Source organism: Vibrio sp. 970 (genome assembly GCF_033339075.1).
Genome location: NZ_JAWOTW010000010.1, coordinates 90,763 through 103,570 on the forward strand (window position 1 = coordinate 90,763; position 12,808 = coordinate 103,570).

General features: G+C 45.6%; 11 protein-coding genes. 2 read left to right on the forward strand and 9 right to left on the reverse strand.

Annotated elements, in window-relative coordinates; genetic code table 11:
* Nucleotides 1-65: 65 nt before the first annotated feature.
* Nucleotides 66-953 (reverse strand): zinc ABC transporter substrate-binding protein ZnuA, encoded by an 888-nt coding sequence (gene znuA / locus R7Q11_RS15725; protein WP_033906913.1) that lies wholly within the window; start codon nt 951-953, stop codon nt 66-68.
* Nucleotides 954-1,031: 78 nt separating this feature from the next.
* On the opposite strand from znuA, the gene znuC reads away from it, so the two are divergent.
* Both znuC and znuB read left to right on the forward strand, forming a co-directional pair.
* Nucleotides 1,032-1,820: a zinc ABC transporter ATP-binding protein ZnuC gene (znuC, locus tag R7Q11_RS15730; protein WP_017634809.1), complete on the forward strand. Its 789-nt coding sequence runs from the start codon at nt 1,032-1,034 to the stop codon at nt 1,818-1,820.
* Nucleotides 1,813-2,598, forward strand: coding sequence for a zinc ABC transporter permease subunit ZnuB (gene znuB, locus R7Q11_RS15735; RefSeq protein ID WP_005382183.1), 786 nt, complete (start codon nt 1,813-1,815; stop codon nt 2,596-2,598). Before znuC ends, znuB begins: the two co-directional genes overlap by 8 nt.
* 119 nt (nt 2,599-2,717) lie before the next feature.
* On the opposite strand, the gene sucD is transcribed toward znuB, so the two are convergent.
* The 8 genes from sucD to sdhC all read right to left on the reverse strand — a co-directional run bounded on the left by sucD (nt 2,718) and on the right by sdhC (nt 12,427).
* Nucleotides 2,718-3,590, reverse strand: a complete 873-nt coding sequence (gene sucD, locus R7Q11_RS15740) for a succinate--CoA ligase subunit alpha (protein ID WP_005382181.1) — start codon at nt 3,588-3,590, stop codon at nt 2,718-2,720.
* Nucleotides 3,590-4,756, reverse strand: coding sequence for an ADP-forming succinate--CoA ligase subunit beta (gene sucC, locus R7Q11_RS15745; RefSeq protein WP_005382179.1), 1,167 nt, complete (start codon nt 4,754-4,756; stop codon nt 3,590-3,592). The genes sucD and sucC overlap by 1 nt, the downstream gene beginning before the upstream one ends.
* Before the next feature lie 213 nt (nt 4,757-4,969).
* Nucleotides 4,970-6,178, reverse strand: coding sequence for a 2-oxoglutarate dehydrogenase complex dihydrolipoyllysine-residue succinyltransferase (gene odhB / locus R7Q11_RS15750; protein WP_005382177.1), 1,209 nt, complete (start codon nt 6,176-6,178; stop codon nt 4,970-4,972).
* A 28-nt stretch (nt 6,179-6,206) separates the two neighbouring features.
* Nucleotides 6,207-9,032, reverse strand: a complete 2,826-nt coding sequence (sucA, locus tag R7Q11_RS15755) for a 2-oxoglutarate dehydrogenase E1 component (RefSeq protein WP_005382176.1) — start codon at nt 9,030-9,032, stop codon at nt 6,207-6,209.
* Nucleotides 9,033-9,203: 171 nt separating this feature from the next.
* Nucleotides 9,204-9,914: a succinate dehydrogenase iron-sulfur subunit gene (locus R7Q11_RS15760; protein WP_005382174.1), complete on the reverse strand. Its 711-nt coding sequence runs from the start codon at nt 9,912-9,914 to the stop codon at nt 9,204-9,206.
* A 15-nt stretch (nt 9,915-9,929) separates the two neighbouring features.
* Nucleotides 9,930-11,696 carry a succinate dehydrogenase flavoprotein subunit gene (gene sdhA, locus R7Q11_RS15765; RefSeq protein ID WP_005382172.1) on the reverse strand — a complete coding sequence of 589 codons (1,767 nt, stop codon included), beginning with the start codon at nt 11,694-11,696 and terminating at the stop codon, nt 9,930-9,932.
* The gene (sdhD, locus tag R7Q11_RS15770; RefSeq protein ID WP_005382169.1) at nt 11,697-12,041 is read right to left on the reverse strand and encodes a succinate dehydrogenase, hydrophobic membrane anchor protein; all 345 of its coding nucleotides are present in this window, start codon (nt 12,039-12,041) and stop codon (nt 11,697-11,699) included.
* Nucleotides 12,035-12,427: a succinate dehydrogenase cytochrome b556 subunit gene (gene sdhC / locus R7Q11_RS15775; protein ID WP_017634811.1), complete on the reverse strand. Its 393-nt coding sequence runs from the start codon at nt 12,425-12,427 to the stop codon at nt 12,035-12,037. The genes sdhD and sdhC overlap by 7 nt, the downstream gene beginning before the upstream one ends.
* Nucleotides 12,428-12,808: the final 381 nt, after the last annotated feature.

Here is a 12,808-nt window from a genome sequence, read left to right on the forward strand (position 1 = left end):
ACCAAAGGTTGTAATTCTTACTACTGGATCACGTTAAAAAGACTACTCCTACATTACGACAGCACTTAATCTGACTTTTTGTTCAAGCATTGCTCAAAACTATTCGCCATATTGTTGAGAAAAGTAAAGTAACTGCCAGGTTTTGCTTCAATTGTACTCCCTAACGGGTCAAGCTCGCCTTTAGCGACGTCACTGCCTCTCATTACGCTCTGAACGACAGCCGGGGTAAACTGAGGTTCAGAAAATACACAAGCCACATCTCCACCACTTAGCTTTTGACGAATTTGAATTAAGGTCTTCGCTCCTGGCTTTCGTTCTGGGCTCACAGTAAAATGCCCCATTTGATTTAGTTCATAACGATCTTCGAAATAACCGTAAGCATCATGGAATACAAAGTAACCTTTGTTTTTTACTGGTGCCAGCTTCTGCTTTATCTGTTGGTCAGTGTCTTTTAGCTCGAGTTCAAACTTTTTGAGGTTCGCTTGATATTGAGCTGCATTTTCCGGATCAAGTGATACAAGTTGATTCACAACAGCCTTGGCCACTTGTTGTGCTTGGCTTACACCTAGCCAAAAGTGCGGATCATGTGAGCCATGATCGTGCCCATCATGGTCATGGTTGTGCTCACTATCAAATTCACGCAATTCTAGATTTGGAATTTGACTAATAGTCAAAGTATTCGATCTATCCGAAACAACTTTCTCTAGAAACGGTTCAAGATCATGTCCGTACCAAATAACCAAATCAGCCGAAGCGACCTTTTTAACATCCGATGGACGCAAAGCATAGTCATGGGGTGATGTGTTAGACTGCAATAGCACGTCTGGTGAAGTTACTCCTTGAGTAAGCTCTGTTACTAACAACTGAATAGGTTTGATACTCGTCAGTACCGTTACTGCCTGTGCTGGAAGTGTTAACATTGCTGAGGCAGCAAGAATTAATGCTCTTTTCATAGTTTTACTTGGGATATGGCGTGGAAAGTGAGATAATGTTACATTATAACATTATTGATTTGCAAATGAGTTTCATTCATGTCTTCCTTAGTCCATCTTGAGCAGTTATGCGTCGAGTTCGATGGCCGCAGAGTTCTCGATAACATTAGTATGGAATTAGAAAAGGGCAAAATAACTACCCTAATTGGTCCCAATGGAGCGGGAAAATCAACGTTAGTCAAAGTTATCTTAGGTCTTCAAAAGCCAACTAGCGGCAAGTTGAACCGACAAAGAAAACTGAAAATTGGTTACGTTCCTCAAAAGTTGAAGCTCAATGACTCCCTTCCATTGAATGTAACCCGCTTCCTAAATTTAGCAGGAAAATACAGTAAGCAGGAGTGCATTGATGCATTAAGGCTTGTTGGCGCTGAACATTTACTTAATAGTAATATGCATCGCTTATCCGGTGGTGAAAACCAACGAGTGTTACTGGCGCGCGCTCTGCTTCAGCGTCCTCAGCTGTTGGTATTAGACGAACCAGCTCAGGGTGTGGATATCCAAGGTCAAATCGATCTCTATGACTTAATTGAGAGCATTCGTCACCGCTTTGATTGTGGCGTATTTATGGTGTCGCATGACTTACATTTAGTGATGGCGAAAACGGACGATGTTATTTGTCTGCATCACCATGTTTGCTGCTCAGGTTCACCTGCCACTATTACTCAGCACCCTTCTTACATCGCACTATTTGGCAATGCAGCGAGAGAGTCTCTCGCGTTTTATCATCACGACCATGAGCACCATCATCACGATTTATCCGGAACGCCAGTAAGCGGTGATGCGATATCATGCTCCCACCATAAACACGGACATCACCATCATGATTGAGTTTCTCCTACCTTCTATTCTTGCTGGTATTGGTATCGCGATCATTGCCGGTCCACTTGGGTCATTTGTCGTTTGGCGTAAAATGGCTTACTTCGGAGATACCCTAGCTCATGCATCGTTAATGGGCCTAGCGCTGGGCTTCTTGCTCAACGTAAATCTCTACCTTGCGCTACTCGTCTGCTGTTTAGCTCTGGCCGTTTTGCTTGTCACTCTGCAAAAGCAACAACTTGTGGCTACAGACACGTTGTTAGGTATCTTGGCACACAGTGCACTCTCTATCGGTTTAGTATCGGTTAGCTTTTTGGAAAACGTGCGCGTCGATTTAATGAGCTACCTATTTGGGGACTTACTTGCCGTCTCTCCACAAGATCTGATGTTTATTTACGCAGGTGTTGTTGCGGTGAGTGCGTGTTTGTACGTCTTCTGGCGCCCACTGCTTTCTAGCACTGTTAGTGAAGAACTTGCCGCTGTTGAGGGCGTGAATACAGACTTAGTTCGATTGGTGTTAATGCTAATGGTGGGTGTAGTAATCGCAGTAGGTATGAAGTTCGTTGGCGCGTTGATCATGACTTCGCTCCTAATTATCCCAGCAGCAACAGCACGTAAAGTCTCTTCATCACCAGAGCAAATGGCATTGTTCGCATCTATTATTGGCTCAGTGGCAGTACTGATGGGGCTTAGCCTATCATGGCACTTCGATACACCGGCCGGCCCTTCTGTAGTGATCAGCGCAACATCCTTATTTATGCTGAGCCAGCTGATTAAAAGCAAAGCATAATCGCATTGAGCATTAAACGCGAAAGACCTTGCTAACAACAAACATAAACCCACGGAAACGGAAAAAGAAAAGCCTGCGAAGTCGCAGGCTTTTTAATACTTATTAAGTAGTGTGGTCGATTACCAACCCGTCACTTCACGTAGACCTTGGCCAATCTCTGCTAGAGATTTCACAGTTTTAACGCCAGCCGCTTCTAGTGCAGCAAATTTGTCTTCAGCAGTACCTTTACCACCAGAGATAATCGCACCAGCATGGCCCATACGCTTACCAGGAGGTGCAGTTACACCAGCAATGTAAGAAACCACTGGCTTCGTTACATTTTCTTTAATGTATGCTGCTGCTTCTTCTTCTGCAGTACCACCGATCTCACCGATCATAACGATCGCTTCTGTCTCAGGGTCTTCTTGGAACAGTTTTAGGATATCAATGAAGTTTGAACCCGGGATTGGGTCACCACCGATACCAACACAAGTAGACTGGCCGAAACCTTCGTCAGTGGTTTGTTTGACTGCTTCGTAAGTTAGAGTACCGCTACGAGATACGATACCTACTTTGCCTTTCTTGTGGATGTGACCAGGCATGATACCGATCTTACACTCATCAGGAGTGATAACACCCGGACAGTTAGGACCGATCATGCGAACGCCAGTTTCTTCTAGCTTCACTTTTACGTCGATCATATCTGTAGTAGGGATACCTTCAGTAATCGTTACGATTAGCTCGATACCCGCGTCAATCGCTTCTAGGATTGCATCTTTACAGAAAGGTGCTGGTACGTAGATGACTGTCGCTGTTGCGCCAGTCGCTTCTACTGCTTCGCGTACTGTGTTGAATACAGGTAGACCTAGGTGAGTTTGGCCGCCTTTACCTGGAGACACACCACCAACCATTTGCGTACCGTATGCGATAGCTTGCTCTGAGTGGAAAGTACCTTGACCACCAGTGAAACCCTGACAGATTACTTTAGTGTCTTTGTTAATTAATACAGACATTATTTAGCCTCCGCAGCAGCAACAACTTTCTGAGCAGCATCAGTTAGCGACTCAGCAGCAATGATATCAACATCAGAATTAGCAAGAACTTCGCGACCTAGGTCAGCGTTAGTGCCTTCAAGACGAACAACAACAGGTACGCTTACGCCTACCTCTTTAACCGCGCCGATAATACCTTCTGCGATCATGTCACAACGTACAATACCACCGAAGATGTTAACAAGTACCGCTTTCACATTGTCATCAGATAGGATGATCTTGAATGCTTCAGCAACACGCTCTTTCGTCGCGCCGCCACCTACATCTAAGAAGTTAGCTGGTTTGCCGCCGTGTAGGTTTACGATATCCATCGTACCCATTGCTAGGCCTGCACCGTTAACCATACAGCCAACGTTACCGTCTAGTGCTACGTAGTTCAGCTCCCACTGAGCTGCGTGTGCTTCACGCTCATCTTCTTGTGAAGGATCGTGCATTTCACGAAGCTTAGGCTGACGATACAGTGCGTTTGAGTCGATGTTGATCTTACCGTCAAGACATAGCAAGTTGCCTTCACCAGTAATCACAAGTGGGTTGATCTCTAGCAGAGCAAGATCGTACTGAGAAAACATAGTGCCAAGACCCATAAAGATCTTAACGAATTGTTTGATTTGGTCGCCTTCAAGACCAAGTTTGAACGCTAGCTCACGACCTTGGTAAGCTTGTGGACCTACTAGTGGGTCAATTGCTGCTTTGTGGATGAGTTCCGGCGTTTCTTCCGCAACTTTTTCAATTTCCACACCACCTTCGGTAGAAGCCATGAAAACGATCTTACGGCTAGCACGGTCAACTACCGCACCTAGGTATAGTTCGTTCGCAATATTTGAAGCTTCTTCAACAAGGATTTTTGTTACTGGCTGACCGTTAGCGTCAGTTTGGTAAGTCACTAGGTTTTTACCTAACCACTTCTGTGCAAACTCTTTAACGCCTTCTTTTGTATCGTGTAGCTCTACGCCACCCGCTTTACCACGGCCACCAGCGTGAACCTGACATTTAACTACTTTCTTGGCTGTACTAATACGGCCTGCGGCTTCAAAAGCTTCTTGTGGTGTATCACACGCGTAGCCTTCTGGCACAGGCAAACCGAATTCTGCAAACAGCTGTTTGGCTTGGTATTCATGCAAATTCATTTCGATATTCCGTTTGTTTTTCCCTTAAGGGATTTATTATTTCCATAACGCTGCAGTCTTGGCTGCTTGTACGTCTGTAGGGTCTTCTCAAATCAATCCTTCATCATGAGTTCTCATACTGAAGGATTCAAATGAAGGCCAAACGTTGAGCTAGTCTAGCCATTGAAATTTTTAACGTCTAGCTACCTACGATAACTAGACGTTTTAGCGATATTAAACGTCTAATAGGAGACGTGCTGGGTCCTCTAGTAACTCTTTAATCGTTACTAGGAAGCCAACTGATTCACGACCATCAATTAGGCGGTGATCGTAAGATAACGCTAGGTACATCATCGGCAAGATTTCAACTTTGCCATCCACTGCCATCGGACGCTCTTGGATCTTATGCATACCAAGAATCGCTGATTGAGGTGGGTTGATGATTGGTGTAGACATTAGTGAACCGAACACACCACCGTTTGTGATAGTGAAGTTACCGCCCATTAGCTCGTCTACCGTTAGCTTGCCATCACGACCTTTAATAGCCAGCTCTTTGATGCCTTTTTCAACATCAGCGAAACCAAGCTTGTCACAGTCTTTTAGGACAGGTGTAACTAGACCACGTGGAGTTGATACCGCCATGCTAATGTCGAAGTAGTTGTGGTAAACAATGTCATCGCCATCAATCGAAGCATTTACTTCTGGGTAACGCTTAAGCGCTTCTGTTACTGCTTTCACGTAGAAAGACATGAAGCCCAAACGAATACCGTGACGCTCTTCGAACTGATCTTTGTACTGCTTACGAAGGTCCATGATTGGTTTCATGTTCACTTCGTTAAACGTCGTTAGCATTGCCGTGTTGTTCTTCGCTTCTAGCAGACGGTTAGCGACTGTCTTACGAAGGCGAGTCATTGGAACACGCTTCTGACTGCGAGCCGCTGCCGGCACGTCAACCACTGCTGGCGAGTCTTCTTTTGACGCAGATTTAGCGTTCGCAAGATGCGCTTCAATATCTTCACGCGTAATACGACCACCAACACCAGTGCCTTTCACTTGGCTTGCTTCTAAGCCATGTTCAGCCAACAAACGGCGCACTGCTGGGCTTAATGCGTCATTACTTTCTTCGCTAAGCGCAGCTTTGTGACGCTTATCAGGAGATGCTTCAGTACCTTCTGTTTTGTCTGCAGTTGGTTCACCTGCAACTGCGCCTGGCTTCAATTTAGCAATGATTTGTTTAGAAAGTACTGTCGCACCTTCTGCTTCAACAATAGCTTCTAAAACGCCAGCTTCCGGAGCTGGAACTTCTAGCACAACTTTGTCTGTTTCGATGTCAACCAAAACCTCGTCACGCTCTACTGCGTCGCCTGGTTGTTTGTGCCATGTCGCTACGGTTGCGTCAGCAACTGATTCAGGTAAATCTGGAACCAGAATTTCAATTGTCATATCTGTTTCTTCCTTTAACTTCTAATTCTTAATTCGAAGTTTTTGAGTTCACGTTCAGAGCGTCTTCAACCAACGCTTTTTGTTGTTTCAAGTGCACCGACATGTAGCCAACTGCTGGCGAAGCAGAAGCTGGGCGACCTGCGTATTTAAGATTTGCACCTGCAGGAATAGCGGCACGGAAGTTATGTTGGCTACAGTACCAAGCACCTTGGTTCTGAGGTTCTTCCTGACACCACACGAAGTCTTCAACGTTAGTGTATTGAGCAATTGCTGCTTGTACTTCTTCCATTGGGAATGGGTAAAGCTGTTCAATACGCACGATAGCAACATCGTCTTGCTCGTTGTTACGGCGCTGCTCTAGTAGGTCAAAGTAAACCTTACCAGCACAGAACACGACACGTTTCACTTTGCTTGGTTCTAAATCATCTACTTCTGGAATTGCAGATTGGAATGTACCATCCGCCAAGTCTTCAATCGTTGAAGTACATAGAGGGTGGCGCAGCAAAGATTTCGGCGACATAACAATGAGAGGTCGACGCATTGGGCGTACAACCTGACGACGAATCATGTGGTACACCTGAGCCGGTGTTGAAGGAACCACAACCTGCATATTTTGCTCAGCACAAAGCTGAAGGTAACGCTCTAAACGTGCAGATGAGTGCTCAGGGCCTTGACCTTCATAACCATGAGGTAGAAGCATAGTAAGACCGCACAAACGCGCCCACTTTTGCTCGCCTGACGAGATAAACTGGTCGATAACAACTTGTGCACCGTTGGCAAAATCACCAAACTGTGCTTCCCAGATAGTTAAACCACCTGGTTCGGCTGTTGCGTAACCGTATTCAAACGCCAACACAGCTTCTTCTGACAATACTGAGTCAAAGACTTGGAATGGCCCTTGGTTGTCATGAATATTCGCTAATGGAATGTAAGTGCTTGCATCGGTTTGGTTATGAAGAACCGAGTGACGGTGGAAGAAAGTACCACGACCCGAGTCCTGACCAGAAAGACGAATACGCTTGCCATCGTCAACCAATGTAGCATACGCCAATGTTTCAGCCATACCCCAGTCAATGGCTTTTTCACCGGTCATCATTGCTAGACGATCGTTGTATAGCTTATTAACACGGCTTTGCAGTTTATGGCTTTCTGGGTACTGACACAGACGATTGCCTAGCTCAATAAGGCGTGTCTTGTCGTATTTTGAATCCCACTCCATATCCCATTCGTGCCCTAAGTAAGGGGACCAGTCTACAGAGTGCAACGCCATTGGACGCCATTCTTTAACAACCACTTCACCGCGATCTAATGCATCGCGATACTCATTGACTAACTGAGTCGCTGTCTCGATATCTGATTCATTTTTATCGATCAGAACATCTGCATACAATTTGCGTGGTGTAGGATGCTTTTTGATTTTCTGGTACATCAAAGGCTGAGTCGCATTTGGCTCATCCGCCTCATTGTGGCCGTGGCGACGGTAACATACAAGATCGATCACGACATCGCGCTTGAACTCGTTACGGTAATCCAACGCAATGCGAGTAACAAAAGCAACTGCTTCTGGGTCATCTGCATTTACATGGAAAATTGGCGCCTGCACCATCTTCGCGATATCGGTACAGTACATCGTAGAACGCGTGTCACGAGGATTAGACGTCGTAAAGCCTACTTGGTTGTTGATGACGATACGTACCGTACCACCGACTTGGAACCCACGAGCAAGAGACATGTTGAACGTTTCGGCAACCACACCCTGACCAGCGATTGCAGAATCACCGTGGATGGTGATAGGAAGCACTTTGCTACCTTGATTATCACCCAAGCGATCTTGACGTGCTCGAACTGAGCCCATGACTACTGGGTTTACGATTTCTAGGTGCGACGGGTTAAATGCAAGTGCTAAGTGAACATCACCGCCAGGAGTCGCAAAATCAGCAGAGAAACCTTGGTGATATTTCACATCACCCGTACCCCAAGTTTCGTCGTGTTTACCGGCGAACTCATCAAACAGGTCTTGAGGTTTCTTACCAAGTACGTTCACCAGCATGTTCAAACGACCGCGGTGAGCCATACCGATAACCACTTCACGCATTCCACTTGTACCCGCATGACGGATCAACTCTTTCGTCATCGGAATCAGCGCATCACCACCTTCTAAAGAGAAACGTTTTGCACCTGGGAATTTCGCCCCGAGGTAACGCTCCAAACCTTCAGCGGCTGTTAGCTCTTCTAGGAATGTGCGCTTCTCATCTTTGTTGAATGATGGCTGGCCTACGACAGACTCAAGGCGTTGCTGAATCCAACGCTTTTGCTCTGTGTCAGTCATGTGCATGTATTCAGCACCGATGGAACCGCAATAAGTTTTGTTGAGGGCTTCATAGATATCTTTCAACTTCATGGTTTCTTGCCCAACAGCAAAAGAACCTACGTTGAAAGTTTCTTCGAAGTCATCTTCGGTAAGATTATGAAAAGCAGGGTCTAACTCCGCCACTGTTGGGCGTTGCCATAGACCTAGTGGGTCTAATTCTGCAGCTTCATGCCCGCGGAAACGGTATGCGTTGATTAGCTGTAGAACTTTTACTTGTTTTGCATCGACATCTGGGTCACTAACTTGGACATTGTAATGCTTTGTTTCTCTAGCGAGTCGTCGGAAGTAGTCACGGACACGTGAATGTGGTTGTTCTGCCACTTCTTCTGATGGCTTAGGCAAGCCTTCAAAAACACGTTTCCACTCCTCACTTACCAGATCGGGATCACTTAGATACAGTTCGTAGAGGTCCTCTACATACGTTGCATTGGCGCCAGCCAAGTGTGAAGACTCGAGCCATGCCTTCATCACGCCGTTGTGCATATTTTCCCTTAACCAGTAGTTTTCACGTTTGCTTCGGTCTTTGCCGAGCTATAAGAGCCGACTAAAAATACGGTCGGCAATTTTTGTATTCTTTACTCGAATATTACTGAAGCAGTGAAGCGGTCATATCGGGTGATCCGCAACACTGCGACATTCCTAAGAGCGAGTAAATTAAACCGAACGATTAACCAACATCGACTTAATGTGACCGATGGCTTTCGTCGGATTTAATCCCTTAGGACAAACACTTACACAATTCATGATGCCATGGCAACGAAAAACGCTAAATGCATCATCAAGATCAGACAAACGTTCATCTGTTGCCGTATCGCGGCTATCAATTAGCCAACGGTACGCTGCGAGAAGACCAGCTGGGCCGATGAATTTATCAGGGTTCCACCAGAATGATGGGCAAGACGTTGTACAACATGCACACATGATACATTCGTACAATCCATCTAAATGCGCACGATCATCAGGCGATTGTAGGTTCTCACGTGATGGTGGTAATGCACCATCATCAATCAAGAATGGTTTAACTTTCGCATAGTTATCATAGAACTGCGTCATGTCAACGATAAGATCGCGCACGACAGGTAACCCTGGTAGTGGACGAATAACTATCTTATCGCCTTGTAGAGCAGATAACGGTGTGATACACGCTAGGCCGTTTTTACCATTCATATTCAAACCATCAGAACCACATACCCCTTCACGGCATGAGCGACGGAACGCGATGCTTGGATCTTGCTCTTTTAGCAGAATCAATGCATCAAGCACCATCATGTCTGAGCCTTCGTCTACCTCAAGGGTATACTCTTTCATGTAAGGCTTGGTATCCACATCCGGATTGTAACGGTATAAAGAGAAGTTTAATTTCATAGTCGTATCCTCCCTTTAGTATGTACGTACTTTCGGCGGGAAAGCTTCACGATGCGTTGGCGTCATGTTCACATCACGCTTAGTCATCGCTTCTGTTTCCGGATTGTAGATAGAGTGGCATAGCCAGTTCTCATCATCACGCTCAGGGAAATCGAAACGAGCATGTGCGCCACGACTCTCTGTACGGTAGTTTGCTGCAACGGCAGTTGAAAACGCGGTTTCCATCAGGTTATCAAGTTCTAGACACTCAATACGCTGCGTGTTGAACTCTGAAGACTTGTCCGCTAGATGCGCATCTTTCAAACGTTCGCGAATCACTTTCAACTCTTCTAGACCGGTTGCCATCGCATCGCCTTCACGGAATACCGAGAAGCTGTTTTGCATGCATGCTTGTAGGTCTTTACGAATCTGAACTGGATCTTCACCACCAGTGCTGTTTTCCCAACGCATAGTACGCGCTAGAGACGCTTCAATATCAGATTCTGTTGCAGGACGAGCTTCTGCTTGCGCTGCTAGCGTTTCGCCAAGGTGCAAGCCAGTAGCACGACCAAATACGACCAAGTCTAGTAATGAGTTGCCGCCCAGACGGTTAGCACCGTGTACCGATACAGAAGCAATCTCACCACATGCGTAAAGGCCTTGTACTTCCATCTCGCTACCGTCGGCCTTCTGCTTAATTGCTTGGCCAGAGACTTGAGTAGGTACACCACCCATCATGTAGTGACAAGTTGGAATTACTGGAATTGGCTCTTTCACTGGGTCAACGTGTGCAAATGTACGAGACAGTTCACAGATACCTGGTAGACGTGATTCAAGTACTTCTTTACCAAGGTGATCAAGTTTCAACTTGATATGTGGACCCCAAGGACCATCACAGCCGCGGCCTTCACGAATTTCAATCATCATTGAACGAGCAACCACGTCACGACCAGCAAGGTCTTTCGCGTTTGGTGCGTAGCGCTCCATGAAGCGTTCACCATCTTTATTTAGAAGGTAACCACCTTCACCACGACAACCTTCCGTCACTAGAACACCCGCGCCAGCAATACCTGTTGGGTGGAACTGCCACATTTCCATGTCTTGCATTGGAACGCCTGCGCGAAGTGCCATACCAACGCCATCACCCGTGTTGATGTGCGCGTTAGTGGTCGATGCGTAAATACGACCTGCACCACCTGTAGCTAGAATGGTTGCTTTCGATTTGAAGTAACAGATTTCACCCGTTTCCATACAAATCGCAGTACAACCCATGATTGCGCCGTCTTGGTTTTTCACAAGATCCAAAGCGTACCACTCCGAGAAGATGGTTGTTTTGTGTTTTACGTTTTGCTGGTAAAGCGTGTGAAGAAGTGCGTGACCAGTACGGTCTGCAGCAGCGGCTGTACGAGCAGCCTGCTCACCACCAAACTCTTTAGATTGGCCACCGAATGGACGTTGGTATATGGTACCGTTATCAAAACGAGAGAATGGAAGACCCATTTTTTCAAGCTCGATAACTGACTCAGGACCATTTTTACACATGTATTCAATCGCGTTCTGGTCACCGATGTAGTCGGAACCTTTAACGGTATCGTACATGTGCCATTGCCAATCGTCTTTGTGCGAGTTACCCAGAGCAACGGTAATGCCGCCCTGTGCAGACACAGTATGAGAACGTGTTGGAAATACTTTTGACAACAAAGCACATGATAGGCCTTGCTCTGAAATTTGTAGTGCAGCGCGCATACCTGCACCACCAGCGCCGATTACTACGGCATCAAACTCACGAACTGGAATAGACACTTACGCACCCCACAGAATAAATAGACCAGAGAAGACATAGCCGAATAGCACGGCAATAACACCAAGTTGTAGTGCGCCACGTAGTTTCGCGCACTTAATGTAATCAGTTAATACTTGCCACAAACCAACCCAAGCGTGAATCAGGATCGAGACAAGTGCCAACATGGTGAATACTTTAGTGAAGGTACCACCAAAGAATTGGGTCCAAGATGCGTAAGAGATATCTGAAAATGCACAGAAGCTAATCAGATAAATCGTGTATAGCGTCATAATGATTGCAGTTGCACGAATTAGTAGGAAATCGTGTACACCATTACGACCAAATGAAGATACGTGTTTTACCATACCAAGATCCCCGCCAATAATGATAATACTGCTGTTGCACCAAACGCGACTTTAGCGCTCATCGTGCCTGAATCTAGTTCTTCAAAGTGACCTAGATCCATCAATAAGTGACGGATACCACCTGCGATGTGGTAGGCAAGTGCAGTAAGAATTCCCCACAGGATGAATTTTACGAAGAAGCTATCGACGATGTCAGCGGCTTCCATAAAACCCATTGGGGATGACAGAGAAATGGATAGTAACCACAGTAATATACCCACCGCAACAAACGTAATTACCCCAGACACACGGTGTAGGATGGATGCGATTGCTGTGATAGGAAAGTGGATGGTCTGTAAATCTAAATTAACAGGTCTTGACTTTCTTTCTTTCACGGGCTTGCTCACTCAGCTCCATTGAGCATTTATTGTTATAACCAATTTCAGCTTCCAAACGTACAAAAGTTAACATCTATTTAACAAATATCGCGAGTAACCACTCAGATAATTGTAAACAAGTTGTTAACAAACGGAATCCAGCAACAAACCTCACTCTTTGTTTCTAGTCCCGAATTTATAAGGATTTAACTAAAATTTTCTTTGCCAATATACGGCGAGCAACATTCTAATACAATTGGTGTAACAAATTATGCTACATAGAACAGATTTTTAACGATTTTCATGAGAAAAATCATAACAAGTGCACACAAAGATGGAGAAAAATTGACTTTAAGCTTTAACAACAGTACAAAAATGGCACATAAACATCCTGGACGGATTAAATAATAA

Excerpts from the sequence above, each read along its gene's own strand:
- sucC (WP_005382179.1), bottom strand. The coding sequence starts at position 4,756 with ATGAATTTGCATGAATACCAAGCCAAACAGCTGTTTGCAGAATTCGGT.
- R7Q11_RS15760 (WP_005382174.1), bottom strand. The coding sequence starts at position 9,914 with ATGAAATTAAACTTCTCTTTATACCGTTACAATCCGGATGTGGATACC.
- znuA (WP_033906913.1), bottom strand. The coding sequence starts at position 953 with ATGAAAAGAGCATTAATTCTTGCTGCCTCAGCAATGTTAACACTTCCA.
- znuC (WP_017634809.1), top strand. The coding sequence starts at position 1,032 with ATGTCTTCCTTAGTCCATCTTGAGCAGTTATGCGTCGAGTTCGATGGC.
- sdhD (WP_005382169.1), bottom strand. The coding sequence starts at position 12,041 with ATGGTAAAACACGTATCTTCATTTGGTCGTAATGGTGTACACGATTTC.
- odhB (WP_005382177.1), bottom strand. The coding sequence starts at position 6,178 with ATGACAATTGAAATTCTGGTTCCAGATTTACCTGAATCAGTTGCTGAC.
- znuB (WP_005382183.1), top strand. The coding sequence starts at position 1,813 with ATGATTGAGTTTCTCCTACCTTCTATTCTTGCTGGTATTGGTATCGCG.
- sucD (WP_005382181.1), bottom strand. The coding sequence starts at position 3,590 with ATGTCTGTATTAATTAACAAAGACACTAAAGTAATCTGTCAGGGTTTC.
- sucA (WP_005382176.1), bottom strand. The coding sequence starts at position 9,032 with ATGCACAACGGCGTGATGAAGGCATGGCTCGAGTCTTCACACTTGGCT.